This is a genomic window from Phycisphaeraceae bacterium (assembly GCA_020851465.1).
In the GTDB taxonomy this organism is placed as follows: Bacteria; Planctomycetota; Phycisphaerae; order Phycisphaerales; family Phycisphaeraceae; genus JADZCR01.
Genome location: JADZCR010000016.1, coordinates 1 through 26,491, shown reverse-complemented (window position 1 = coordinate 26,491; position 26,491 = coordinate 1). Strand labels below are relative to the sequence as shown.

The 26,491-nt window shown below is 57.5% G+C and carries 21 protein-coding genes, 1 other RNA gene, 1 pseudogene and 1 CRISPR repeat array; of the genes and pseudogenes, 8 read left to right on the top strand and 15 right to left on the bottom strand.

The annotated features are described in order from the left end of the window. Window positions 1-61 precede the first annotated feature (61 nt). The 3 genes from IT444_12475 to lptB form a co-directional block, all read right to left on the bottom strand. On the bottom strand, window positions 62-1,246 hold the full coding sequence (locus IT444_12475; protein MCC7193583.1) for a hypothetical protein: 1,185 nt from the start codon (window positions 1,244-1,246) through the stop codon (window positions 62-64). 85 nt (window positions 1,247-1,331) lie between these two features. Further along, window positions 1,332-2,261 carry an rRNA pseudouridine synthase gene (locus IT444_12470; protein MCC7193582.1) on the bottom strand — a complete coding sequence of 310 codons (930 nt, stop codon included), beginning with the start codon at window positions 2,259-2,261 and terminating at the stop codon, window positions 1,332-1,334. A 129-nt stretch (window positions 2,262-2,390) separates the two neighbouring features. Next, the gene (gene lptB / locus IT444_12465; protein ID MCC7193581.1) at window positions 2,391-3,128 is read right to left on the bottom strand and encodes an LPS export ABC transporter ATP-binding protein; all 738 of its coding nucleotides are present in this window, start codon (window positions 3,126-3,128) and stop codon (window positions 2,391-2,393) included. A gap of 197 nt (window positions 3,129-3,325) precedes the next feature. Here lptB and IT444_12460 point away from each other — a divergent pair, with 197 nt between their 5' ends. Further along, window positions 3,326-5,176: an ABC transporter permease subunit gene (locus tag IT444_12460; GenBank protein MCC7193580.1), complete on the top strand. Its 1,851-nt coding sequence runs from the start codon at window positions 3,326-3,328 to the stop codon at window positions 5,174-5,176. 30 nt (window positions 5,177-5,206) lie between these two features. Here the strand turns inward: IT444_12460 and IT444_12455 are convergent, their stop codons facing one another. Further along, window positions 5,207-6,406: an RnfABCDGE type electron transport complex subunit D gene (locus tag IT444_12455; protein MCC7193579.1), complete on the bottom strand. Its 1,200-nt coding sequence runs from the start codon at window positions 6,404-6,406 to the stop codon at window positions 5,207-5,209. Between the two features lie 39 nt (window positions 6,407-6,445). Continuing rightward, entirely contained in the window at window positions 6,446-7,843 is a 1,398-nt protein-coding gene (locus tag IT444_12450) for a 4Fe-4S dicluster domain-containing protein (protein ID MCC7193578.1), read from the bottom strand. 227 nt (window positions 7,844-8,070) lie between these two features. Here IT444_12450 and nadA point away from each other — a divergent pair, with 227 nt between their 5' ends. Next, window positions 8,071-9,276, top strand: a complete 1,206-nt coding sequence (gene nadA / locus IT444_12445) for a quinolinate synthase NadA (GenBank protein ID MCC7193577.1) — start codon at window positions 8,071-8,073, stop codon at window positions 9,274-9,276. A 37-nt stretch (window positions 9,277-9,313) separates the two neighbouring features. Here the strand turns inward: nadA and IT444_12440 are convergent, their stop codons facing one another. Then, window positions 9,314-10,741, bottom strand: coding sequence for an MATE family efflux transporter (locus tag IT444_12440; protein MCC7193576.1), 1,428 nt, complete (start codon window positions 10,739-10,741; stop codon window positions 9,314-9,316). Window positions 10,742-11,050: 309 nt separating this feature from the next. Here IT444_12440 and IT444_12435 point away from each other — a divergent pair, with 309 nt between their 5' ends. The 3 genes from IT444_12435 to IT444_12425 all read left to right on the top strand — a co-directional run bounded on the left by IT444_12435 (window position 11,051) and on the right by IT444_12425 (window position 14,864). Continuing rightward, window positions 11,051-13,930 carry a DUF1854 domain-containing protein gene (locus tag IT444_12435; GenBank protein MCC7193575.1) on the top strand — a complete coding sequence of 960 codons (2,880 nt, stop codon included), beginning with the start codon at window positions 11,051-11,053 and terminating at the stop codon, window positions 13,928-13,930. A 114-nt stretch (window positions 13,931-14,044) separates the two neighbouring features. Beyond that, window positions 14,045-14,426: a transfer-messenger RNA gene (gene ssrA / locus IT444_12430) on the top strand. Window positions 14,427-14,540: 114 nt separating this feature from the next. After that, window positions 14,541-14,864 carry a hypothetical protein gene (locus IT444_12425; protein ID MCC7193574.1) on the top strand — a complete coding sequence of 108 codons (324 nt, stop codon included), beginning with the start codon at window positions 14,541-14,543 and terminating at the stop codon, window positions 14,862-14,864. 273 nt (window positions 14,865-15,137) lie between these two features. Here the strand turns inward: IT444_12425 and IT444_12420 are convergent. From IT444_12420 to IT444_12380, 9 genes and pseudogenes are all read right to left on the bottom strand, one after another. Further along, window positions 15,138-15,677: pseudogene (locus IT444_12420) on the bottom strand (phage integrase SAM-like domain-containing protein). A 25-nt stretch (window positions 15,678-15,702) separates the two neighbouring features. Beyond that, entirely contained in the window at window positions 15,703-15,927 is a 225-nt protein-coding gene (locus IT444_12415; protein ID MCC7193573.1) for a helix-turn-helix transcriptional regulator, read from the bottom strand. Window positions 15,928-15,991: 64 nt separating this feature from the next. Next, entirely contained in the window at window positions 15,992-16,297 is a 306-nt protein-coding gene (locus IT444_12410; GenBank protein ID MCC7193572.1) for a hypothetical protein, read from the bottom strand. Then, the gene (locus IT444_12405) at window positions 16,294-18,717 is read right to left on the bottom strand and encodes a DUF3987 domain-containing protein (protein ID MCC7193571.1); all 2,424 of its coding nucleotides are present in this window, start codon (window positions 18,715-18,717) and stop codon (window positions 16,294-16,296) included. Before IT444_12405 ends, IT444_12410 begins: the two co-directional genes overlap by 4 nt. Continuing rightward, a complete protein-coding gene (locus IT444_12400) occupies window positions 18,714-18,935 on the bottom strand; it encodes a helix-turn-helix domain-containing protein (GenBank protein MCC7193570.1) in 222 nt (73 codons plus the stop codon). Before IT444_12400 ends, IT444_12405 begins: the two co-directional genes overlap by 4 nt. Further along, window positions 18,928-19,131: a hypothetical protein gene (locus tag IT444_12395; GenBank protein MCC7193569.1), complete on the bottom strand. Its 204-nt coding sequence runs from the start codon at window positions 19,129-19,131 to the stop codon at window positions 18,928-18,930. The genes IT444_12400 and IT444_12395 overlap by 8 nt, the downstream gene beginning before the upstream one ends. 142 nt (window positions 19,132-19,273) lie before the next feature. Continuing rightward, the gene (locus tag IT444_12390) at window positions 19,274-20,137 is read right to left on the bottom strand and encodes a hypothetical protein (GenBank protein ID MCC7193568.1); all 864 of its coding nucleotides are present in this window, start codon (window positions 20,135-20,137) and stop codon (window positions 19,274-19,276) included. Between the two features lie 118 nt (window positions 20,138-20,255). Then, window positions 20,256-20,462, bottom strand: coding sequence for a hypothetical protein (locus tag IT444_12385; GenBank protein MCC7193567.1), 207 nt, complete (start codon window positions 20,460-20,462; stop codon window positions 20,256-20,258). Between the two features lie 22 nt (window positions 20,463-20,484). After that, window positions 20,485-20,772 carry a helix-turn-helix domain-containing protein gene (locus IT444_12380; protein MCC7193566.1) on the bottom strand — a complete coding sequence of 96 codons (288 nt, stop codon included), beginning with the start codon at window positions 20,770-20,772 and terminating at the stop codon, window positions 20,485-20,487. 169 nt (window positions 20,773-20,941) lie between these two features. Here IT444_12380 and cas9 point away from each other — a divergent pair, with 169 nt between their 5' ends. The 3 genes from cas9 to cas2 all read left to right on the top strand — a co-directional run bounded on the left by cas9 (window position 20,942) and on the right by cas2 (window position 25,612). Beyond that, the gene (cas9, locus tag IT444_12375) at window positions 20,942-24,217 is read left to right on the top strand and encodes a type II CRISPR RNA-guided endonuclease Cas9 (GenBank protein ID MCC7193565.1); all 3,276 of its coding nucleotides are present in this window, start codon (window positions 20,942-20,944) and stop codon (window positions 24,215-24,217) included. A 76-nt stretch (window positions 24,218-24,293) separates the two neighbouring features. Further along, complete coding sequence (gene cas1 / locus IT444_12370) at window positions 24,294-25,292, top strand: type II CRISPR-associated endonuclease Cas1 (GenBank protein MCC7193564.1); 999 nt, start codon at window positions 24,294-24,296, stop codon at window positions 25,290-25,292. Next, window positions 25,283-25,612 carry a CRISPR-associated endonuclease Cas2 gene (gene cas2 / locus IT444_12365; GenBank protein ID MCC7193563.1) on the top strand — a complete coding sequence of 110 codons (330 nt, stop codon included), beginning with the start codon at window positions 25,283-25,285 and terminating at the stop codon, window positions 25,610-25,612. Before cas1 ends, cas2 begins: the two co-directional genes overlap by 10 nt. Before the next feature lie 50 nt (window positions 25,613-25,662). Continuing rightward, window positions 25,663-26,489: direct repeats of the CRISPR family, unit length 36 nt; unit sequence CATCCATTCAACCTCAGCCCGTGGCCAACCCGCAAC. Window positions 26,490-26,491 lie beyond the last annotated feature (2 nt).

Below are 26,491 nucleotides of genomic sequence, written 5' to 3'. Positions count from 1 at the left end.
ATCCGCGTTCAGCTACACCTTTTGGGCATCACTCGACACACGCCGGCAGCGGAAGACTCGGTTAGCTGAGGCTTTCGAGAAATCCGTCGGGTACTTTTGCGCGATAGACCTGCGGGGCACCGACGGCTCCCGGTGCGCCGTTGTAGATCACAGCGCGGGTATCCGCGGTGAAGTAGGCGTGAGGATGTGTAAATTGCGCACCGCCGCAGGGAGCTTTGCAGTCCTGGATCAGCGTTGCGTGGCGTCCGGTCTTGAAGTTGCCGATCACCAACGGGATCGGCCCGGGGATACCCAGGTGGTACGAGTCGCACACCCAGAAGTTTCCGCAGCGTGATACGCAGATATGGTTGAAGCGATGCTCAGGGGTCGGGATGACTTCGGGTTTTTTATCTCCCGGAGCTGCATGAAAGAGATTGCCCTGTGGCCAGCGTTTGTCGAGAGAACTATTTTCCAGATGCCACGCGGTGGTGAAAGCGACTCGCCCGGTGTCACCCATGAAACACTCGTGGCCCGTTGCACCCAGTGTGACCGGCTCGCCGACCGGGAGAGGTCGCTGGTTTTTCCCGTCCACATCGATCGTGAAAAGGGTTGTGCCGATCGGATCAATAAATTTGGTGATCGTGCCGTCAGCATCCATGCGTGAGCCGCGATTGTGCTGCACGAGGATGTCCCGGCCATGCACGGGGTTGAACTGGAGATGCGGATTGACGATTTCCTCGTGCTGGAAAATGATCTTCCAGTTCTTCTGTTGAAGGTCGATGCGGACGATGGAGCAGGTTGGCTTGCCGCCGTCTTTGGTAATGGCCATGTAGATCACATATCGCTGATCGGGCGAGACGCTGTAAACACCGCGATGCGGGGGAAGCAGTGGGGCGGTTTTGCCGTCGTCCACGTAAACGACTTCCTTCTCCAGCGTCATCAGGGAGATGCGGGTCAATTTTGCGTCGGTGGTCCAGTAATAGAGATAACCGCTCCATGCAGCGTTACCAAGGCTTCGAGGAATGGCTCGCTCAACCATGGTGAACTTGATGCGGTCGAGGTCCACCACCAGCAGCGTGTAAGTCTCATCGAGGCTGAAGTCCAGCGCACGGATAACCGCAATCCTCTTGCTGTCGGGAGACGTATAAGGTTGCTCGCAGTAGATGTTGTTATTGACGACCGGCGCGCTGGTCAACTGCGTGATTGCTGCGCCGCTGACGGGATCGGGCTTGAGGTCGATCGCTTCGGGGAGCCAGTTGATACCCATGTTGTTTCTCGTTGAGGAAGAAGCAATATATTAGAGGAGTTGATCCGTTCTGGCGATGCGCTGAGAGGGCGATGAACAGGATGCGCTATTTCAAGCCCGCTGCTCGCTTGAGCCGGTTGATCTCGATACCGCTGAGCAACCGCCACGCACCGGGAGCGAGTCCCTTGAGCTGGATGGGGCCGATGGCGACGCGCTGAAGTCGGCGGACGTTATAGCCTAATCGTGCGATGAGGCGTCGGATTTCTCTGTTCTGACCTTCGCGGAGCGTGATGCGCAGTTGCGTGCGGTCGCCGCGCTGTTCATCACGATCGTGACCGAGAAATCGGACTTCAGACATCGCGGCCTTTTTTACCTTCACCCCCGGCAGATCGTCGTTCTCGCCCTTACCTCCGGGTTTCGTACTTCGGTTTTTCTTCACCGGATGGGCAAGAAAGATTCCGCGCTTGAGCTTCTCCACATCCTCCGGGGTCAGATGCCCTCGGATGGAAACCACATATTCCTTGCTGATTTCATAGCGCGGGTGGGTGAGCCGATTCGCCAACTCGCCGTCATTAGTCAGCAGGATCAGTCCGGTCGAGTCCGCGTCGAGTCGTCCGACGGGAAAAATACGCCGTGCCATGTTGTCAGGCAGATCAACAAGGTCCACCACGCTTGCGCGACCGATATCGTCTCGACTGGTGGAAATCACCCGGCGAGGTTTATTGAGGATGACGTAAATATGATTGTGCTTTGCGCTGCTTTGATCGCCACCGGAACGCACGGGTCTGGGGATCGGCACGCCGCGCACTTCAATGCGATCCTTGAATGGATCAACCCATGCGGGCAGCGCGCTGACCACCTTGCCGTTGACGGTCACCCTGCCCTGGGCGATCAAGGCTTCCGCATCACGGCGTGAAGCGACACCCGAATCGGCGATGACTCGCTGGAGCCGCACGCCTCGCTGGGCGTCGGTCAGCTCGGCGGGGATATGCCCGCGCGACATGCGTTTACTCGCGGGGCTGCGCTTGAAACTCATGGTTGACTCGGTTTGCTCGGCTTATTGCTGTGGATCAGACGGCAATCAGAAGTCATACGCATGCCTTGGCGTCTCAGGCTATCTGAGCGGTTGGAAAAGGTTTCGTCGCTCCGAATCACCCTGACACACTCAATCAAACTCATCACCCTTGAAGGTGCTTCCCAGATAGAGTTTTCGCACCATGTCATTGTTGATGATTTCCTTGGGTGTTCCTTCCGCCCGTACGGTGCCGTCGAAAATCACGTAAACACGATCGCACACAGCGAGGATGTGATGCACGTTATGGTCGGTCACGAGCATCGCAATTTTCTGTGTGTCGCGCAGCGTGCGGATTTCTTTCTGGAGATCTTCGACCGCGATGGGATCGACGCCTGAGAACGGCTCATCCAGCAGAATCAGCGAAGGCTCGGTGATGAGAGAGCGGGCGATTTCAAGTTTTCGACGTTCTCCGCCGGAAAGCGTGCGTGCATCCTGAGTGCGCAGCTTTGTGAGGCCGAACTGTGCCATAAGCTCTTCGGCACGTTGCTTGCGTTGCGCTCGGTTGAGCGGCCGAAACTCCAGGATCGCCATCAGGTTTTCTTCGACGGTAAGCCGCTGAAAAATGCTTGGTTCCTGTGACAGGTATCCCATCCCACGCTGCGCCCGCTGATACATCGGCAGCTTGGAAACATCCTGACCGTTAAAGATCACCTGGCCGGCTTCGGGAGTGATCATGCCGATCGTCATGCGGAAGCTCGTGGTTTTCCCAGCGCCGTTGCGCCCGAGCAGGCCGACAATCTCACCTTCGGAAACATCGAACGAGACACGGTCCACGACTGTGCGCCCGCTGTATTTCTTGACTAGATTTTGTGCCTTGAGAATGAACATCAGGCCAGATGATAACGGAAGCGCGTAAGGACGTGACAAGTAGAGCGGGAGGCCCAAAGCCGCGTCCCGTCGGCGGCAGCGTTAAATGAGGACGGGGACATCCTCACGGACCACGATCAGATCGAACCCTGATATTCAGAAAAGCTCTGTAGATTCCAATCTGTCGCATTAAGCCTTTCCTCAGGTACCATCCTGTCATGTCGGCGTTCTATGAGTGGCTCTACTATCTGGTCCCCGCCAATCCGCTGCTCGTGCGGATTGTGCAAGGCGCATCACGGCGAAGGGGGCACCTGTTCGTGCGGATGGGGTATCTGGGAACCCTCATCGCGGTGGTGTTGTTTGGGTTGCTTACCGCGGGCAGCCTCAGCGGTACTCAGAGTCTCACCGCGCTTGCGAAGGCAGGGGGGCAGATATTCAGCATCATCAGCTACGCGCAGATTCTGCTGATCTGTCTGATCGCGCCGGTCTTCATGGCTGGTGCAATCGCAGCCGAGCAGTCCGGCAAAACGTACAACATTCTGCTGACCACACCGCTGTCGAATCTCCAGATCGTGCTCGGCTCGCTGCTGGGGAGGCTTTATTTCGTTCTGGCACTGCTCGCCAGCGGATTACCGCTCTTTGCCGTTTTACTCATCTTCGGCGGCGTACCGATCCGAGCGGTGTTTGTGAGTTTCGGCATTGCCGGATTTTCGGCACTGATGGTCGGATCAGTTGCGATCACGCTGGCGGTACTTCGAGCCGGAGGGCGCAAGGCTGTTTTCCTCTTTGTCATCTCGATTATTGGTTATCTGTTGGTCTGCTATGCGATTGATGCCTATATCCTCCGCGGCCGCTGGACAGTGGGTGTGGATGGCATCACGGTGTTGACCCCGCTGCATCCGATGTTGGTGCTTGAAGCCACGCTAGGTGCTGCGCGTTATCGCGTACCGCCGCCGGAACTGATTGCGCACCACTCCGCATGGATTCGCTTTTATCTGGGCTACCCGTTCGCTGCCTTTGCGTGCCTGACATCATTGGCCAGTTTCGTACTTGTGTTGTGGAGCGCATTGCGCATTCGTCAGCTTGGTCAAGGTGAGCCGGGCTGGTTTCGGCGGAGCGTCATGGGCCGATGGCTGCGTCTGGAAACCGGCGGAGAACGACGCCGTAAACCTCGCGACGTGTGGGCGAATCCCATCGCATGGCGAGAGGCGAGCACTCGCGGTAATCGCGCGGCTGCACTGCTGGGGCGATGGGGCTTTATCGTCATCGGGCTCGGTGCCGCAGCCGGAGCCATCATCCTGCGACACAAAGGCATGCTGACCGATTATGACTTCCGTACCACGATCCTGACGCTGCTCCTGACTGAGCTGGTGGTGATTCTGCTGATCGCGATCTACATGAGTGCCGGCAGCGTGAGTCGAGAACGGGAGGATGGAACGCTTGATCTCCTGCTCACTACGCCGATCACACCACGGCTTTACCTCTGGGGGAAACTACGCGGCCTCATCAGTTTTCTGGCGATGCTGCTCTCTGTCCCCGTCCTTACCGTGACGATGCTTGCGATCTATACCTTCATTGGTCAGCGACTCCACTGGCAGCAGGTCGAAGTGACTCGCTATCGCAACACGATCCAGGTACGCGGATCGCTTATGTTTCCCGAAGCGCCGCTCCTGCTGGCGATGGTGATTGTGCCCGCCATCGCCACCTGCGTGGTTTGGGGTATGAGATGCAGCATCACATCGAAGGGCGTGCTCGGCGCGGTAACCAAGAGCGTTGGGCTGATTGGAGCTTTGATGGCTGTCGGCGGGTTCTGCGGCTGGACCGCAGCGGATTCGATTCCTGTTGTAGGTGCGTTGATGAACGCTCTGAGTCCGACCACCGGCTTGGTAATGGTGGTCGATCCGTGGAGCCTGGCGTCGTTTATCGATAACCCGGGTGTAGGCAGGATCAGTCTGCTTTTTGCGGGACTGATCGCCGTCGCCGTACACAGCATCGTGGTTTACTCGCTGCTGACGACGATGGTGGGAACTTTTGACAAGAGCGTGCGCGAGTTGGCGGGTGCCGCTTGAACACGTCGCTTCGTGACGAAAGCATTTCGACTATGACTTTGTGAAAGGGCTGTGCTTCATCACGTCCAGCGGACGGCTCAGCAGGCTTGCGGCGACGAGGCTCAAGTACGCTGCCTGCGGTGAGGCCAACGCCCAAAGCAGAGCGATGGTAAAGGTTCCAATCATCAGGCCGTAAAGTGCCCGTCCGGTTCCGCACATCGGCGCAGCCATCGGTGCCAGCAGAAACATAATCAGCGGCAGCGGTGACGCGAGGATGAAATACGACACGTAAGTAATGGCGACACGCGGCGGCAGCGCAAAGAGCCGCTCAGCGACGATGGTTACCCGCGCGGCTTCAGGCCCCCCTGTAGTCAGCGGCATGATGAGCAGAGCCGCGATAGCCGAAAGCAGAGCGATGAGCGGTATCTGCCACGTACCCATTCGCCGGTACATCAGATAAACACCCAATAGGATGATCAGCACCCGGCTTGATCCGCCGATCGATCCGGGCACCGATCCGAGCAGGACTTCTTCGAGTCGGCAGAGTTCTCCGGCTTGAAGCATATTGACCATGAGCGTATCGACCTGAAGCATCCGCTTGCGTTCTTTGAGCATCTGGACGCCGGGATCGTTGCGGCTTACGGCGTCAGGTAGATCGGCGTTGGTGATATTCCACCAAGGCTCAGCCATCGTATTGTTGCTTTCGACATAGTTGCGCAGGTCGCCGATAAAGATGCGATCTGGCCGTAGCACCGCTTCGATGGATCCCTGGGGAGCTCCTTCAAGCGAGTGCAGGTCGTGATCGGCAACGAATGTGGGGAGCAGCCACGCGAACACCAGTGCCAGTGCGACCGGATGCAGTCGCAGCCGTCGCGCACGACCGACAAACGGAATGACCGCTCCGAGCAGCACTGCGGACAATATTCCCACCGTCAAATCCGTCATGGGTGGAAGGATGACGCCCAGCAACAGGCTCAACGCGATGGCGTGAAGGATGGAATCGCTGGTGTGCTTGGCCCAGAGAAGATGTAGCACCATCGTGATGAGCAGAAAGGTCAGGAATGAAACCAGTGCCACGACGCAGACTTCCACCAATCCGCGCCAACCGAAGAAAATCATTCCCGATCCGACCATGACTAGTGCGACCGCCATCCAGTGAATGTCGATCTGTGTACGGTGCAGGATCGGTCCAAGCCACGGCGGGCCGTTCGTTGGCGGTTTACTGTCATGGGTTGGAGCCGACAGAAACATTTTTGATCTCATTCAGAGAGGCGACTGTGGCGAATATCGTCAGCTTTGCGGACTGGACGCCGCGGCACGCAACGTCTGCGCCAGCGGCAGCGAAACCGGACACACATGCGAACACAGCCCGCAATCGATACACCAACTGAGTTGATCGACGAGACGATGATCGTTACGGCCGCGCAGTGCCATTTCCATCAAATGAATCGGCCGGAGGCGTGTCGGACAGACATCAGCACACCAGCCGCAGGAGATGCACGGCTCAGCAGCACGCAGATTGATCTTCGGCAATACCGTGATGAGCAGTTCATCCTCCGGCACGACGGGTTCATATTGGAGCATTGCTTTGGCTGGTCCAGTTTGATCCTGCGCATTTACACCTGGTGTGGTCGCTGGTTTTCCCGTTTGTTCAGAGACCGACGTAGCCGTGCCCGCTGTCAGCACGTCATTTTCGAGAGGCAGCACCAAGTCACGTCCGGTCATCGGGTTGCCGATGACGACGGGTTGTCGTTTATCCGTTAACACTTGGGCGAGTCGCGGTTCGAGTGAAGCAAGCGGTTGGCCGACCAAAGCGTAAGAGGGCGTCATCGGAATATCAGGCTCCGGCCAGGCGATCATCATTGGTCGAGCCAGATCGAGTTTGCCTTGAGTGAACCATCGTCCGATTCGGACAGCGGACCAAGGCGTCATCATCAACAAGCCGCAGGAAACGGGGTTGCCGCCTCGTGGGAGCTTACGGTGTTTGGGCGCGTGGGACCATGCGACGAGTGTGGGGTCGGCGCTTGGGTAGAGATCGCTGGCACCGCGAAGCTGGACTTTATATTTCGCGCAACTGCTGCGCAATCGTCCGAGCACAGAGGCTGTTCTGGCAGCAAGCATCATGACATTCGATGCTCCGACAAGTTCCGCGATGATCAAGGTGCCCAGCACCGCCTCATCGGGAAAACTGATCAGAATGCTGCTGCGAACCGGGTAGGGGGGGAAGGCATCGAGGCCGACACAGATTACAGTGTCGGGTTTGTTGGTACGAGCTGCATCCAGTTGCGCCATGAGCCCGACGCCGCCATCGGGTGTGCTCCACGGACCGATCTGCTTCATCACTGAGAGCCACGTATCGAGCTTGCGTTCGTCCGGGGGCTTGACGGAAAGTTGGGCGGGCACGCTGGTGAGTGACGGTTCGATGGTGACCTCGAAAGCCGGCCCTCTGAAAGTGTTGATTGAGCGCACCTGGCGAACCGTTCCCGTCACCGGACTGACGTGGCAGGCTGAATCGACATGCGACGGTGCCAGGAGCACCTGACATTGCCTCACGACCTGACCCGCGATGACTTCAGGACGCTCGTGGCATATCAAGCGGATGACGTGCGCCGGAATTGTCTCCGGAGGCGCGGGTACGCGAATCGTGCGTCCCGGGGGGAACTCCATGCCGCCTTGAAAGGTGGGCATATGCAACAAGGATAACACCAGCTCGTTCAAAGAACCTGCTGGCTGAGCAGAGCAAATCTGGAATTCTGAAAAACTGCGGATCGATTTTGCAATCCGATTGTCTGTTCAGGGTGATCGAGCAGAGAGTTTGAGCAGTACTTGGAGCGTGAGAAAACTAAAGGGACAAGCTGGGGTTTGATTTTCTTCGCGGGCATTGTCCCAGCACTTGGCGCTACTATAATTTTTGCATGATTTGGCAACCGCCTCTACCTCAGCGTTACACGAAAATGAGTCCCGAAGAGCTCGCTGCCGCCATTGGTGCGCGCAAAAAGATGCTCGCGGACAAGGTCGTAATCCTCGGCCATCATTACCAGCAGGACGAAGTCATCCAATTTGCTGATTTCACGGGTGATTCGTTCAAGCTCAGCCAGCTCGCCGCTGAGCGTGTCAAACAGGTTGGCGCGAAATATGTTGTTTTCCTCGGTGTTCACTTCATGGCCGAGAGCGCGGACATTCTGGCTCCCGATGATGTTCAGGTGATTCTGCCTGATATGGGCGCCGGCTGTTCGATGGCTGACATGGCCGATTACGACGAAGTGGTGGATGCGTGGGAGCAGATTCGCTCTGCGCTGGAAGGCACTAATACCCGCGTGATTCCGATTTGCTACATGAATTCATCCGCCGCGATTAAGAGTTTCTGCGGTCAGAACGGCGGCGCAGTCTGCACCAGCTCGAATTGCGACAAGGTTTTCCGCTGGGCGATGCAGGGCGGCGAGACACCGCTCAAGCCGAATGAAGTCGTCAAGATTCTTTTCATTCCCGACCAACATCTGGGTCGAAATACCGCTGCTGCGATGGGCTTTGACGTTGACCGCGATATGGTGGTCTGGAACCCCAAAGCTCCCGAAGGGCTTGGCGGCAATGACGAGGAAGCAATTCGTCGTGTCACGTTTTATCTATGGAAGGGGCATTGCAGCGTTCACAAGCTCTTTCGTCCTGAACACGTTGATGCGAGTCGTGCCGAGTGGCCGGACGTGAAGGTGATCGTCCATCCCGAGTGTCAGCACGATGTGGTGGAGCGTGCGGACCTTTCCGGCTCGACCGAAGGCATCATCAAGGCGATCGAATCCTCACCGCCGGGCAGCAGGTGGGCCGTCGGAACGGAAGTGCATCTGGTTCTTCGTCTCGCCAACGCCGCCGCCAAGCGAGGGGTTCATGTGAAGATGCTCAGCGGCTGTCAGTGTCTCTGCACCACGATGTACCGCATTGATATGCCGCATCTGCTGTGGGTTCTGGACAATCTGGCGGAGGGGCGCGTGGTGAATCAGGTCAAGGTCCATCCGCAAGTCAAGCACTGGTCGCTGGTGGCGTTGGGACGGATGCTCAAAATCACCGCCGACGCCAACCGTGCAGTGATCAACCCGGTCCACGCGCCGCAGCCGGGAGCGGTCTGAAGTTTCACGGGTGGCGTCTCGCCGGATCGGCTGCGCTTTACCCGTGGTCGGCTTCTTCCTGCATCTTCGTTTGTGATGTTTCCAATTCCGCGGGCATGTGCTCGATGACGCGCATGGTTTTCCATTTCCCGCTGCGGAACCGGAAGAGCCAGACCGTCGCGTAGGTGAAAACGAAGGCCGACACAAACCCCCACATGCCCATGACGCCTGTATGAAAATGGTCGAGTACGACCAGGCCGGCCAGAAAACCTATATGCATGACGGTTGAGGCTGCAAGCGTCCAGCGTGTGTCGCCGGCCCCTTGCAGTGATCCGAGAAGAATGATGTTGAATGCGTCAAACACGCAGTAGAGGGCGACGAAGCGAAGAATGGTGACTCCCGCCCGTAGCACTTCCTCAAAGGATGCTGCTCCATCGCCGTGTTCATGGAACACATCGACCAGAGTGTGCGGGATGGCGAGGAATACCGCGACGCAGAGCAGCATCCATACTTCGGCTACCGCCAGACCGCGCCACACGCACCGTTCCGCCAGATCTGACCGGTTAGCGCCCTGCGCCTGGCCGACCATCGCAGAGATGGCGATTCCGATACCGATCGTGGGAAAGAAGGCGATGCCGTTGAGTCCTTGCGCGATGTTTGTTGCGGCGAGTTCCGCTTCGCCGACCCGTCCCATGAAGATGAGGAACAACAACCAGACGATCAATTCGAGAAAAAATCGTGTACCTGCGGGAAGTCCGTATTTCAGCAGACGGCTTAACAGAGACAGGTCGATCGGCCAATCGGCGAGCGTGCCGAATTTTTCACGGTTTGCTCGGCTGAAATACACAACGGCAAGCACCAGTACGATCACGCCCTGGCTGATGACCGTTGCCATCGCCGCGCCAGTCACTCCCAGTCGCGGCATACCCCAATGACCAAAAATAAGGACGTAAGCGAAGAGCGCATTGGCGATCAGGCCGAGGATTTGCGCTGCAGCAATAACCACGTTGTCATGTCGTCCGCTGAAGAACCCCGCAAGGGTGGCGGACAAGAGAAAAAGCGGTGCTCCCCAGCACATGATCGAAAAGAAGGTTATCTCCATTTCCACAATCGCCGAGGCGTGACCGATGTGTCGAAACACAGGCCCGGAAGCAAGCGAGACCAGTGCGAGCAGGATTCCTCCGGCCAGTGCCAGATAAATCCCTTGCCAGACGGCAGCCCCGACCCGCCTGAACCGTCCCGCACCGACATACTGTGCGACGAAGGTTGTCGTATAGCCAGCCATGCCGAGAAATACGGCGGCAAGTGCATAAAAAAGCATGCTGGCCGGCCCGATCGCTGCGATGGCGTCGGTCGAATACCAGGATACGAGCAGGCGATCGGTCAGATGCATCAACATCAAACCCGACTGTGACAGCACCAGCGGGGCAGATGCGATGAATATCCGTCGATACGAGCCGAAATCAGAAGCAAGGGTTACAGCCATAGGGGCAGGCAATATAGACGAGATTGGCTCAGAATAGAGGGACGGCGACGTTTTTGCTTTAATCCTTGTCATCCGGACCTCGCCGGGTGGCAGGAACCGCCGGGGGATTAAGCCGTCGAGTTGCGAGTGGTCATTTGCCCCTGACCTCGCTCTTGGAGATAATCCCGCGCGTAAGAGTCTCGGAGCATGCCTCGAGATGAGCATTGCGAGGTTGTCACACGGAGGCTCAATTCAGCGGAGTGCGAGAGGCGTCTCGTCAAGTACATCCCTACAGCCGGACCCTCTGCCGGCTGAGACCCCAAGTTCATCATGAAACTTCAAACACCACCGCCGCCGGCGATTGTCGCCAGCTTGCGTCAAACCGGCGCTGATGTCGATCGTATCCAAATTTCGATCCAGACCGATATCAACCTTATCGGCGAGTACGACCCCCAATGGGTGATCGGCACGCAAAGCGGCGTGTGGGTCGTGGATGCCGCCAAGCCTGAGGAAATCGTCACCAGCGTGCAGTACGGCGAAGTCCTCGAGTTCCGTACCCAGGCCGTCGTCGGATCGGGCATTCTTCAGGCGAAGGTTGGTGAACAGTGGCTCGATCTGGCGCGATACAGCAATCGGCTTAAGTACAGCTTCAGCCGTGTCGCCAAGCGGCTGGACCAGTTGCGTCTGAAGGAGCCGTTCAAGATCGAGGTCGAGGATGAACAGGATCCGCGACGCTGCCGGACCTGCGGTCTGATGCTCGAGTTTTCCGGTGAGGCGTGTCCTCGCTGCATCAACCGAGGTGCGGCGGTTCGCCGGGTATTTCAACTGATGCGGCCTTACTGGGGCGGGGCCGCGATCATGATGGTTCTGCTGTTGACCGGCATCGCGATCACGATGATCGGTCCGCAACTGACACGTTACCTTGTTAATCACGTGCTCGATGTGAAGGAAGGCTCTGAGCAGCCGTTTAAATTTCTTAACTTTTATACGCCGCGTGAACGGTTGCTGATGGTCGTGGCCGGTCTTGCCTTGACTCAGATCTGTTCGGCGATCGTGAACATCCTTAATGGTCGACTCGCCAGTCGAGTTGCCACATCGATCACCTTTGATATGCGCGGCCGGCTGATCAGCCACCTCGAACAACTCAGCCTCAGCTATTACGACAAACATTCAACCGGCTCTCTCGTCGTGCGCGTCTCGTCCGACACCGAGGCTGTTCAGGGTTTCATGAGTCAACTCACCAGCGGATTTCTCATGCAGATTCTGATGGTGACGATATCAGCGTTTTTCATGTTTACGATTTCCGCGCACCTGGCGGTCTGGGCACTGCTTCTGACGCCGGTCGTGGTGATGATGACCATCATTTACTACCGCGTGGTTTATCCGCGCTATGAGCGGTTCTGGGATCGGCAAAGCAAACAAGCAGGGATGATTAACGGCTTGCTCACGGGTATCCGAGTGGTCAAGGCGTTCAATCAGGAAGATCGTGAATTTCAACGCTTCCAGAAATCTTCCAGCACACTTCGGGAGGCGCGTCGGAGCGTCGATACTTCGTCGGCGACTTACTATCCGATCTTCAGCCTCATCTTCACCGCTGGCGGATGGATGGTCTGGTACATCGGCGGCAAACGTGTGCTCACCGGCGATGATCTTCAGCTCGGTGACCTCATGGCGTTTTTCGGTTATCTGGGCCTCTTCTACGCACCGCTGCAGAGCCTCACGCAGTTGACCACATGGCTTACGCAGTTCAGCACACAGATGCAGCGAATCTTTGAGGTACTCGACACGCCGATTGCAGTGTCCGAAGCCTCCAAGCCCATCCCGCTGCCTGTCATGCGAGGCGATATCGAGTTTCAGAATGTCGTCTTCGGATATAGCCGCCAGACCCCGGTCCTCAAAAACGTATCGTTCAAAATCGACGAAGGGCAGATGATCGGCGTCGTGGGGCGGTCGGGCTCCGGCAAGACCACCATCATTAATCTCATCTCACGCTTCTACGATGTTGATGAGGGCAGGATTTTAATCGACGGCCACAATATCCGAGAGATCGGCCGCGACGATCTGCGTCGTCAGATCGGCGTGGTGCTTCAGGAGCCGTTCCTCTTTCGTGGAACGCTCTGGCAGAACCTCACATACGGGCGCACGGACGCGACAGTGGAGGCGAGCATCGCCGCCAGCCGCGCGGGGAACAGCCACGACTTCATCATGCGGCAGCTTCACGGCTACGACACGTGGGTAGGTGAGCGAGGTGCAGGTCTCTCAGGCGGTGAGCGTCAGCGTCTCTCCATCGCCAGGGCGCTTCTCTGTGAACCACGAATCCTGATCCTCGACGAGGCAACCAGCAGCGTTGACTCCGAAAGTGAGTTGGCGATCCAGAGCGCGCTGTCGGAACTGGTCAAAGGGCGGACGAGCATCATCATCGCGCACCGTCTCAGTACGCTGCGCAACTGTGACCGGATCATGGTCATCGAAGAGGGCAAGCTCGTCGAGCAGGGGACCCACCCCGAGCTGATGCGGCTCGATGGCAAGTACGCCAAGCTGGTGAAAATCCAGACTTCGGTAACCAAATCCGACAGCATCGACACCATTGTGGCCCACGAAGAAGCGCAGAAAAAGGCCGCGGGTTCCGTTGTCGCGTCCGCGGCGGAAGAGCCTGCGGAATTGGTGATGGACAAGGAGACCAAGCTCACACCCATCAGCGGTCATCGTCCTCGGTGGTTGCGTCCACGTTTCGCACGGATACACATGGGGAATCGTCGTGCGCTGCATGTGACGGTTCAAAATGAGCGGATTTACGCTGGTGTCTTTGCCCTGCGCTGTATGCCCGTGCGTTATCCCAATCAATATTTGAGTCTGCGCTGGTTCAACGCAGAGAACCGCGAGCAGGAGATCGGTCTGATCCGCGACCTCAGCGAATGGCCGGCCGATACACAAAAGCTCATCAACGAGTCTCTGGTTCGACGTTACTTTGTTCACACCATCCTGAGAATCAATACGATCGAACGACTTCAGAACTACCTGAATTTCAAGGTGGAAACTGATCTGGGGCCGATGGAATTTTTCATGCGATGGAGTTACGACACCGCACACGATTACAGCGACCGAGGCAAGGTGCTGCTGGATGTAGAAGAAAATCGCTACGTGGTGCCTGATGTGGCACTCCTGCCGCATGCGGATCGCAAACTGTTCGAGCGTTGGATTTACTGGTGATGTGCGATGGATGCGGCGGCTCCGGCAAATTTTCATTCAATCCTTCACCAAAGAGTGGATTTTGCCGGTTTCTGACGTATCATTTTGATTGGAATTACTGCTCATTGAAAACTTGGGGCCGACCGGTATCGACCGGACAGGCCAGGTTGATCGTCGCACGCCCTGGAGCATGCTGGCCAGGTAAAAAGCATGCAAAAAACAAATGCCAACAACACTGTTGCTGGTCGAATCGGCTTCGCGCCGGCTCGTCTCGCTGCCTAATAAATACGGCAGCATGATCTGAGTGGACCCACCCGTAAGAAGCCCAGATCAACGATTCATCGGGATCGTCCCCGTGTAATGCCTTAGTGCGCGGGGATTAAAAAACTCTCAGGCTGGATGCGTCAAACGCTGCCTTTGACGGTTGATGCATCGACTATAAAACAAAGTGCTACGCGTGTAGAAGCGGTCCTCCGACTGTCACGGGACGGGGGTTCGATTCCCCCCGGCTCCATTTCGTTATCTGGTAACGATTTATAGAAATATCTCGCAAATCTTTGCAAGTACCGGAAATAAGGTCGTCAGTGCTATCGGCGGTCTTTTTCTGTTTCCAGCTATTTCGGCTTGCATCTTGCAACTTCCGCTGCGCATGGCGCTGCGCGCTACTGGGTGTATTCGCGGCCTTGGCGAACAGCTCATCAGGAACATCGTTGGCATAGTGCCGGCCGCTGATGGTGATGCTGTGGCCGATCCACTTGCTAACCGCATACTGCGGGAAGGTCATCGCCCATTCTTTTTCGCAGGACTGGCGAAGGGTTTGCCACAGGCGTTTCCACGGCTCCACGCCGGCTCGCTTCCAGATGGCCCTAACTTGTCGAATGACTGCCCCCTTGCCGTTGATCGTGACAAGATGCTGCTGGTATTCCTCGGCTTGGGCGAAGCGGTCTTGCAGTAGCTTCAGCAGCTTTGGCGTGATGGGGATGATGCGTTGTTCATGGCCTGCGTGGTGTTCGGTCTTTGGGCTGCGAACCGTCAGTCGGGCGCGCTCGAAGTCCACGTCCGCCCAGGTCAGCAGATGCGATTCGCTGGGGATACGCAAGCCGGCGTAACGGGCCAGTCCGAACAGCAGTCGCCATTCCGCATTCGGGCAGATGTCGATAATGCGGTCGATTTCATCAGGCGTGATGTAGCGTGAATACTTACTGGGCGTAGGGCCGGACTTAAGTAAGGCGAAGGGGTTGTCCAGGATCAGCTTTCGGCGGACGGCCTCGGCAAATATTGTCTTCGCGTTGCCGCTGTGGGTCTTTACCGCCGCTTCGCTCAGCTTCAAGCCCTTGAGAAACTGTCGCCAGTCGGTCGCGTCCTGCAATGTCAGCTTTCGCAGTTCTTCGTCATTATCGAAGAAAAACAGTAGCTTTGTCTTGGTCTGTTGCAGTTTACGCAGGCTTTCAGGCTTCAAGTCGCCTGCACGCTCGGTAATGTACTGCTCCAGCCAGCCTTTGACAGTCACCTTGACGCGAGGTTGCACCAAACCCACGCGGGCCAGCTTGTCATATAGACGATCCTCGATGCTGGCCATCCATCGAGTAGTATCGTCGTGTTGGGCGTGGTGGTTCGCTACCGCTGATGCTAGGTCTTCCACCTTTACCTTGATCGTTTCCGCGTACCGCTTTGCAATCTTGCCCAGCGTAATCGTCTGCGATTGGCCGTTGCCATCGGTGAAGGTGATGAAGCGGCTGCCGTTCTGTCGCGTGGTCAAACTTGCCATTGGTCAGTGTCCCTTCTTGTCGATGTTAACGTTTGCCCCGATTGTTATTCTTGGGGTTAGTGATAATTTCCAGACCCAGACAATCGGCCAGTCTCTCAAGTGCTTCCACGGACAAGCCCTTGGTTCCGGCCATGAATTGGCACAGGTGGGGTTCACTGATGCCGGTTTCTTTTGCCATGCGGTAGCGGCTCTTGTTGCTGGCTGCGATGGCTTTGCGGATATGGTCATAGACGGGTGGCATGAGTCGCATATTACCTTGCCTTTCCTTTTAGTAAAGTATTGTTTTTAGTTATCGCTTCGGTTTTTCGTGGTGGTCACAACAGCCCCAGCCGGGCCAGTTCCGCCCGGTAGCATGGGTGTACCCATCCGCGCCGCCCGTCGGTCATGGTGTAGGGGACAAGCTGGGTCAGTTGGTCGGCAAGCCGCCTAATCAGTTCCGCACGTTTGGGGGCCAGTGCCGCCAGTTCGGCCTTATGGGTCTTCATCCGGCCGGCCAGTTCCGCCGTCATCTTTTCGCGGGGCCGGTAGCGCAGGTGTTCCCCGTCGGCCTCAAGCTCGATGCCCAGGGCGTCCAGCTCGGCCAGTAGTTCCGCCACACTTTCGGGGGCTGGGGTACTCATACTTCCCCCCAATCTCCGCTGTCGGGTTTGTCGGTGTCTACAGCGCCAACGTCTACACAACTCGTTTTCGGCCCCGTAATCGGGGGTTTCGTTGGCGCTGGGGGGTCGGATTCGGGGGGTTGTGTAGACAGCTCTGGGGCGGCCAGGCGGAAGAATCGCATAGGTCTGCCGCCCCGATCGCCGGGGTCTTGCTGTTCCCATCGGCCCATCCCGTCTTTGGCCAGAGCATCCAAAGCGTTTTCGATTTCGTCGGCCGTGCGAAACAGCCGGCTTGTCTGTTGAAGCTCCCGAACCGTCACGGTTCCGCCCTTGCGCTGGATCAGTTCCACCAGCCGCCGCTGGTCCCGATCTTCATCGCTTTCGGACAGGATCGCGTAGACGCGCCGGGCTTCGTTGCCGAACCATCGGGAGAGTTTCACACCGGCCGCGATGCTGTCAGCGTCCACTTCGTCGGCATTGACCAGCGTCGAATCCACGCCCGCCCACCGGATGAAATGCACCACCAGCGCCAGCCGGGCCGCGCAAGCTTCTAGCTTGCTCCACGCAGCCGACAAATCGCCGGATAGCTCGGCTTGCTCTTGACCGTGGGCGTTGTAGAAGTCCACCCACGCCGCCTTTCCACTCTGCGATAAGCGCACAATTACGGGCTGGGCTTCGCCGTGATCGTCGGTGGCGGGTTGCAGATCATACAAGCGGGCGAAGATCGCCTCGATGCTGCGCTCCAGGTCCGGGGAAATGTCGGCTTCCGTCCATTGCTTCGGCTTTCGTGGCGGGCACGCCAGCAGTATCCGGGATATCAATCCGTTTTCACGATGCTCTGTTCCCAGTGCCCGCGCGAGGATGCCGGGCTGGATTCCACCCGCAATACTCACCGAGGCGAATGGGACGCGGATTCTCGTCGGGTTGCCGGTCTTGCGATCAATCATCACTTCTTCGGCGTTAAACATCGACAGCCAGTGGGCGGCGTCGGCCTTGACCTTGCTGGCATTGGCGTAGCGGTCAAAGGTACCGAGCCAGCCGGCCAGTTCATCACGGGCCAGCAATACACCACGCGGATTGTCCATAAGGATGGGCATCAAGGCTTCGATGGTTGTGTCCGACACGACATATCGCCGGGCAATGGGTCGATTGGGTGCCTGTGGCGGGTCGCCGGCTGTGTCCCTGCGGTTGGCAGCCTTGCGTTTCCAGCCGGTGAGTTCTGCTTCGTAGCGTTTGTTCTCGACTTCCCAGGCCGAGAATGCGAGATCGTACTCCCTGAAGGCCACTGCCTGCACCTTGCGGACGGGCTTCATCGCTACCTTGAATGCCGGGGTCTTAAGCGTCCCCGAATCGCCCACTACTGCCGTCCACACAATCGCTGGCTCGGTCCAGCCGCGTTTCAGTTGCACGCGCCGGGTATTACCAATCGCCGACCCCAGCGCCGACAACAGCGGCAGCGCAATGAAACTTTCATCACAGCCGATGGCGCGGGCGCACATTCGCACGAAAGATCGGACCGGTTCGGGCAGGGCGTTCGTTGGGAAAGGCTTAAACGGCTCCACCACCGGCACGGGTTGGGGTTGGGCTTGCGGTTCGGTCTTGCTCACCAGCGCGGCCAACTTTGTCTTGATCGTGTCGGCGTCTTCCCCGGTTTCTACAATGTTTGCCAAATCTCCGCCGTCGCCCAGGGTCGGCCAGGCGTTGCTCAACTTCACCATCCGCACCTTCGCCGGCAGCTTCGCCAGGATGCCCGCCACGTCGCCGGCGTACTTTGTGCCTGCTGCGTCTTCGTCGGGAATGATGACCACTTCGCGGCCGCCAAGGGGCGTCCAGTCGGCCTTGCCGGCTGCGTTGGCACCACCGGCGGAAGTTGTCGCCAGCAGCCCCAGCCCCGCCACCGCGTCGGCTGCCTTTTCGCCCTCGACGACGAACACCGTCTCGCCTGTACGCTTCAGCAGGTCCGGCAGTTGATACAGCGGGCGCGGACTGGGCATCGCGCCGATGGTCCAGCCCGTTGTCGTCTTGCTCACCGGACGGATGGTCTTTTTGCCGTCGGCCAGGTTCCATCGCACCGCCACGCCCACCGGCTCGCCGCTGGCGTTGCGATAGGTCCATATCGCAGACCGTGGGCCGAGTTCGCGCTCCAGTTCCGCCACCGCATCGGCTGCTGTGGTGTAGGTCTTCGGCGTCGGCTTGGGCATCGGTCGGGCCGTGACCGACTTTGCGGGCATCAGGTCCACCAGCTCCAAGCCCAGGGCCGTCGTGATTTCTTCCGGCGTGCATCCGGCGTGACAATGCACCAGCGCTCGGCCGCCTGCGCCTTCGGAAATGCTCAAGCTGGGGCGCTGGTCGTCGTGGGCCGGGCAGCAGGCCTTCCAGCCTTCGCCGCTGCGTTTTACGTTGGAGAGTCTGTCGAGCAGCTTTTCAACGGCAGGGGTCATGGCTTCACCCCCTTTGAAGTCGTCTTGCAACGGTCGATGTAGGTCCTCAGGTCGGCCGGGTCGATACGGACCGATCGGCCAAACTTCACCGAGGGTATTTCACCGCCGGCTACTAAGGTCCAGATGGTTCGTGGCGTCACCCCAAGTAGCTCACCAGCCTGCTTGTAGGTCAACAGCTTTTCAACGCAGGGCGCGGGTGTAGCGGTGGCGTTAATCATGCCCCACCCCCTTTCGCCGGCGGGGGAAACGCACCAGCACGCCCAGCTGCTCAAGCTCGCGGTGGGCATTGGCGGCCCTCAGATAATCGCCCTTGCTTCGGGCGTGAACCAGTGCCACCAGAAGCGCGACAACCAACGCATCGCTTGGGGGAACAGGCTCAGGGGGTTGAGGAGACGGGTCAGTTACGTCAATCATCGGGATTCCTTTCCGGGCATATGGCCCTGATAAAATCCCGACTGCCTTGTGTAGGCGTTGTGCTGAAAAATACTGAAATGGGCTGTTTTCCAGCCTCTGACTCGTCCTATCGTTGCACGCAACGTTGTGGTTGTGCGATTATTTATTCTTCGCAACGCTCACACGTCGGCCGTTGTCCCACTTGGTTCTTCGGTACCTTCATCTGTTCATCGCAATAAGCACAGTATTCCCGGTAGTATCGTGAGCCGGGTATGCGTTCGCCTCGGTCGGGATGGTCAACGGCTTGGCGCGTTGGCGGGGCCACCGCCGCCACGTCCGTCGTTTTGCTAACCTCGTCCACCGTCTTGTAACCCTTGGGTAGGTCGATTCCGCCGCTGCGAGCAAGTGCCGCTCCCTTTTTATATTGCTTGCTCCGAGACAACGTAGCGGGATTCTTCCCCACGTGTCGGGCAATCTTCGCGTCAGACCATTCGGGATGGTCCTGAACCAGCATCATTGCCTTGATCTCCCATTGAACTCGACGCTCGCGCGCGCTCATGGGCGCAGACGTTACCGGTTTTTTTGCAGCCGTTGGCTCGTCGGCACTGGACGGCGCTTCGCGGGACAATACCTTCACCCCGACTATCAACCGCCTCAGTTTCTTGCCGCATAGTTTCCACGCTTTCCGCGTAACGTCCCGGATGTTTTTAATGGCAACTTGTTCCTGTCCATGTTGAAACTCCCACTCAGCCGACGAAACAGCCCCGATGAAGGTATTGCTTGCCATCATCAGTTCCGTTTTAACTTCGCGTATCAAGTCGCTGGTGGGTATGGCGTCGGCAAGTTCTTGCGCCTTAGCGATGAAGTCTTCGATAATTTTCAAGTTGCTGATGGCACGCGCCGCCCCAACCTGTGGTTCTTTCAGGTCGTGCCAATCGAGGAACGTATCCACGTCATCGTAATTTTCCAGGCGGATTGCTAGGCAGAATAAATTATCCGACAGGCTTTTCAGGTACGCATCCGACATATTTCACCGTCCTTACCGGGGCCGATCCGCGAACCGGGCAAGCGGACGGTGAAGGATGCCGGCCCGGTTCGCGGGATCGTTCATCGGGTAGCAACTCCCGATGCCCAGTTCGAGAATATCATCCCAGCATCTGTCGCAGCACCTCGAATACGCCGCCGGACAGCAGTGCCGCCGCCACGATGCAGCAGCCCATACCTCGGCCCACCGCTCGTTGTCGCCCGGATCGCGTCAAGGGCACTCCCAGCCGCCGCGAGATTCGACCTTTGTACCCCGATATTCCAAAGGCTCGCCGGGCGCTCCATGAGAATCCGAATTTGCGCCCCACGACTAAACTCCTTTGGTGCGGCTTATTTTTTCTCGCGGTTCTTCACAAGTGATTGTATCCGAGGCCGTCGAGCCAGCCTGCCGGGCGATGGCTCCACTGCCGGGCGATGGGGCGACCGATCCCGATCCATCACATGCAGCAGCCACGCTTGGTTTTGTGCCTTAGGCAGCCCGGCATACGCGCCGCAGTGGTGTAATTCTCCGTCCAGCCAGCGGGCCAGCGCCGCCGTCGGATACAGGATCGTCTTACCGCGTCGCACGTGGGGGATGGTCCCTTGCCGGGTCCACGTCCACAGCGTTCGGTCACTCACGCCAAAAAAAAGTGGCCGCCCTTTGCGAGGCGGCCGGTCGGACCGTGGTCCGTGGCCTGCGAATGTTTCTTCTTGTTACGAGAAGTCCGCGGGCCGAGGTTGAATGGATCGTCGTTATCTTCTTAATATACTCAGGCTTTGTCAAGTCGTTTCTGTGAGGTTTTGTCTTATGAGTACTACGCTTGGTCTGGACCTAGGTCCTAACTCAATTGGCTGGGCTCTTATCGATAACACACAGCATCGCATCGTCAATCTCGGCGTGCGCGTCTTCCCGGAGGGAGTGGACAACTTTGATACGTCCAAAGAAAAGTCGCGCAACGAAGATCGCCGCACAGCTCGCGGCATGAGGCGTCAAATTGCACGACGGGCGCGGCGGAAGAAGCGATTGCGATCGGCACTGATCGAAGCTGGCCTCTGGCCTGATGATCCGACCGAGCAAGCTGTACTGGAGGCTTACGATCCATACGAGCTGCGAGCACGAGCGATTGATGAGAAGTCACCAAAGCTTACGCCACACGAGTTAGGCCGCGTTATCCTCCATCTCAACCAGCGCCGCGGTTTCCTCTCGAATCGGCGGGCAGACAAAGCCAAGGCAAAAGAAATCTCAGACATGAAAGCTGAGATGGGCGAGCTTGAGAAGCGATTAGGCAAGGACACGCTCGGCCAATATCTTTATGAGAAATCAAAGATCGACGCTACGGAACGGACGCGGATGAGCGACGACCGGGTTCGCCGATGGCATACGAAGCGCGAGATGCTGGAGACCGAGTTGCTGCGGATCGCTGCGTGGCATCAACATATTTTGACTGATGATCTGATGTTTGGCCATGCGGGTCGGCAACCGCTGGCGGGGATGAAGCCGCGTCTCATCGCCAAGGAGATGTCGCAACTGCAAGCATTTGGCATCCATGGGATTATTTTTTTCCAGCGAAACATATACTGGCCCAAATCGATGATTGGATTGTGCGAGCTCGAACCCAAGCAGCCGCGCTGTCCACGGGCTGATCGCGCAGCACAGCGGTTTCGGCTACTTCAAGAGGTCAACAACCTCCGCTACGTGGACCCCGACACGCATGTGGAATCGCCACTGACCTCGGAGCAGCGTGCATTACTCCTCGAAAAACTCGGCAGAAAAGAAAAACTCGAGTTTAACGGGAAATCAGGAATCAAAGGCGTTTTGGGCTTCATGGACACCGTGAAGTTCAATCTGGAGCGCGGCGAGCGTCCGAGCATCAAAGGCCATGTTACGGACGTGTTGATGGCTAAGACACTGGGCAAAAGTTGGCATGAACGCCCTGATCCAGAGAAAGACGCCATCGTTCGGTTGCTTGTAGATCCTGATCGAAGCGAGGACGCAGCTAAGGAGCAACTGCAATCTCAGTTTGGTCTGACTGCGGAAGACGCCGAGGCGGCGCTGTCGGCCGATCTGCCTGCGGGTTACGTGCATGTGAGTCTTAAGGCGATCGAACGGCTTTTGCCTCACATGGAGCGCGGACTGGTTTACCAGATGACCAACCCCGAGAACTCGGCGATCCATGCCGCAGGTTATTTGCGCGCAGATCAGCTTCGGCGGCGCATCTTTGACAAACTGCCCGACCCTGAGCGAACGCCCGATGCTCCGATCGGTGATATCCCCAACCCCGTCGTCCGCCGTGCGCTAGTCGAGCTGCGCAAGCTGGTTAATGCCATCATTCGTGAACATGGCAAACCCGATTCGATTCATATCGAGATGATCCGCGACGTGAAGCAAGGAGAGAAAGCCAGACGGGCCTACAACCTTTCAATGCGCGATCGCGAAAAGAACCGCGATGCTGCCGCGGAGAAGCTGCGCGAGAACGGTGTGAAAGTTACACGTGAAGCGATTAACCGTTACCTGCTCTGGGAGGAGCAGGGTCACATCTGTATCTACAGCGGTGACCCGATCAGTTTTAAACAGCTCTATAGTGGCGAGATCGATACCGACCACATCCTGCCTTATTCGCGCTGCCTCGATGACTCTCTGATGAACAAGGTCGTGTGCTTTAGACGGTCCAACGATCAAAAAGGACAGCGCTCTCCCTATGAATGGGTCGGAGCGACGGGAGAAAAGTCTTACGACGGGATATGCCAGCGCGCGAGGAAGCTGCCCTACCCCAAGTACCGCAGGTTCCTGCTTAAAGAATTGAAGCTCGATGATTTCATTGCGCGGCAGCTCGTTGATACGTCGTATATTGCCCGAGCGACGGCTGAGTATTTGCAATGCATCGTGGCTCGGCCTCAAGACGTGCTGGGGATCAAAGGCCAGCTTACGGCCGATATGCGAATCCATTGGGGCCTTAATGATCTTCTCGACGCTGGCGGTGGCATGACAAAGAGCCGCGACGACCACCGTCACCACGCGATCGACGCCTTGGTTGTGGCCCTGACCGATCGATCGAGGCTGCAATCTCTCACACGGATCCGTAAGTCTGGCGGCGTGCTGCAGACCGGCGAGACGCTCGACCCGCCTTGGAATGGGTTTCGCGATGAAGCGGTTGCACGGATCAAGGCGGTTCATGTGTCCCACCGCGCGGAACGAAAGGTTGCCGGTGCGCTTCACGAGGACACGCTCTACGGGGTACACAAGAACGACGCGGGTAAAGTCGTTGCTGGTGAGTTCGTGGTGCGCAAGCCATTGGAATCACTCTCCCCGAACGAGGTGGAAATGATCCGCGATCCAATGGTGAAGGAGGCGATCAAGAAGCGGCTGGCAGAGCATGGAGTTGATGTTGGCAGAGACAAGAATGTCTCGCCTGACGTTTGGAAACGGGCCCTCTGTTCTCCGGACAACCCGGTGCGGTTGGTAGGCAAGAAGTCCCGCGGCCTGGGCCCACCGATCCTCAAAGTTCGTGTGATCCGAAAAGAGCAGACGATTCAAAAGGTGCGGAACCATGCTGGCACAGCCTACGTAAAACCCGGATCTACACATCATCTTTCCATCTTCGAGTTCAAGGAAAAGGGCAAGACCAAGCGTGAGGGTGTCTGGACCACAATGCTTGAAGCTGCGGAACGACTGAAAAAGCAGAATCAACTGTTGCAGAATGCGCGACAGCGGATGGAAAAGGAGTTGGGATATCGGCTCAAACCGGTGGATCCAAGGCTGGGAAAAGAGATGCAAAAGATTGCACTAGAAGTACCGATCATCACACGCAAGCATCCGTATCGACCCGAAGCGAAGTTTTGTTTTTCATTGCGCCGCGGTGAAGCGGTGCTAGCCAAGGTTGACGGCGAGGAAAAATTGCTGATTTACAACACTTCGGCATCTACACAGGGGCAGATCTATTTATATCACCACGCCGACGCCCGTCCGAAATCATCGAATAGAGAGGGCCATAAACGGAAGATAGTCTCCTTCACCGCCAACACGCTTAATGCTCGTAAGGTGACCGTGGACTACCTCGGGCGCATCCGCTGGGCTAACGACTGACCAAGACCTGATTCAGTGAGTTCGCGATCAAGCCGATACCCCTAATTGGCTATCACTCTGCCGAGGGGTTTCGAGGATGATTAAGCGCACCATCGAAATATCCCGCCAACCAGCACATTTATCGGTTCGCAACGATCAATTGGTTATCCAGCCGCTCGACCAGCCCAAGAGTGTGGCCACAACCATTCCATGCGAAGACATCGGGGTTGTCCTCGTTGATCAACCCCAAGTGAACTATTCGCATCCAGCACTGGCAACACTCATGCGCTACGGCGCTGCAGTAGTGATCTGCGGCCACGATCATCTCCCTGCTGGTTTGTTGCTGCCGCTTTCCGATCACACGGAAGTCGTCTGGCGGGTACATGACCAGATTAACGCGAGCGAACCTACCAAGAAGAGGCTATGGCAGCAGATCATTACAGCCAAGATCCTCCGTCAAGCGGGTAATCTTCCGCAAGGATCGCCGGCGAGAGGGTTTCTTGAAAATCTTGCACGTGATGTCAAATCGGGTGACACGACAAATGCAGAGGCCCATGCCGCGCGTATCTACTGGTCGGCTTGGTTAGATCCAGAGGGCATAAGTAACTTGGTCTCGAGCGTGACGGCGCAAAGCGGACCGATTGCCTTGGATCCTGACGCATTTCGCCGTGATCCTGATGGACTCGATCCCGTAAACGTCATGCTTAACTACGGCTACGCAGTATTGCGTGCCGCGGTAGCCCGAGCACTGGTCGCAGCCGGTCTGTTTCCAGCACTAGGACTGCACCATTGCAACCGTGCGAATGCCTTTGTACTAGCGGATGACCTGGTTGAACCTTTGCGGCCGCTGGTCGATGCACGTGTGCGCGATTTGTTTCTGGCTGGGCGGGGGATTCAAGACGGTTTAGATCAGTCCACCAAAGCAGCATTGCTGTCGCTCTTGACGCATACGGTCATCCTGGCCCCAGGTGATGGCAGCGCTAGTCCGCTAATGGTTGCGTTGCATCGAGTCACGGCGTCGCTGGTGCGGTGTCTGCGCGGTGAGGAGAACCGGCTGGCACTGCCGGCTTGGGATCAGTCAAAGTTATGGACCTAAGTGGATATCGATGTATGTGGGTGCTGGCAATGTTCGATCTTCCGGTAGATACGAAAGATGCACGGCGAGCATACGCACTTTTTCGTAAGAGTTTGCTCAAAGATGGATTCACGAAAATGCAGTTCAGCGTCTATGTGAGGCACTGTGCCAGCGAAGAGAACGCCGACGTACACCTGCAACGCGTCGAGCGGATGGTGCCAGCCGACGGCGAAGTGAGGGTGATCTCCATTACGGACAAGCAGTTCGAGCGAATGCGGGTGTATTGGGGAAAAAAGCGGCGGAAGCCGGAGCCTCCGCCGCTTCAGATGGAGCTTTTTTGATGTACTGAAAGGCCGCAAAACCTTTCAGTACATCAGGGTAGGTGAGGTGACATCCATTCAACCTCAGCCCGTGGCCAACCCGCAACGATTTTGCGTTCGGCGCGGATAGCGTCGTCCATCCATTCAACCTCAGCCCGTGGCCAACCCGCAACAGGGCGGAGGATTCATGGTGGTATAATTCGCATCCATTCAACCTCAGCCCGTGGCCAACCCGCAACACCGAACGGTATGGGTAAAACTGTCCTGCCATCCATTCAACCTCAGCCCGTGGCCAACCCGCAACCGGATTGACGGGTAGTGTATTTGCTGAATGCATCCATTCAACCTCAGCCCGTGGCCAACCCGCAACTATGCTCCCTTGGTACCCTTTCTTGATAGTCATCCATTCAACCTCAGCCCGTGGCCAACCCGCAACATCGTCTGGTGCCTCTGCTCGGCGTTGATTCATCCATTCAACCTCAGCCCGTGGCCAACCCGCAACCGGCTTGCGTCTACGCCAATAATCGACTGCCATCCATTCAACCTCAGCCCGTGGCCAACCCGCAACTTATCGCCGACAATCGCCCCGCCGAGGAAACATCCATTCAACCTCAGCCCGTGGCCAACCCGCAACTCCGTATCTGAGGCCGCCCGAAGGTTGGGCCATCCATTCAACCTCAGCCCGTGGCCAACCCGCAACTACTTCGTCGACATAGCCGTAGCTTGGGGCCATCCATTCAACCTCAGCCCGTGGCCAACCCGCAACCTGGTTGCATAGGGCAATGCACCGGTTTCGCATCCATTCAACCTCAGCCCGTGGCCAACCCGCAACTGTCATTCACTCTCATGACGACGTAGCTGTCATCCATTCAACCTCAGCCCGTGGCCAACCCGCCACTG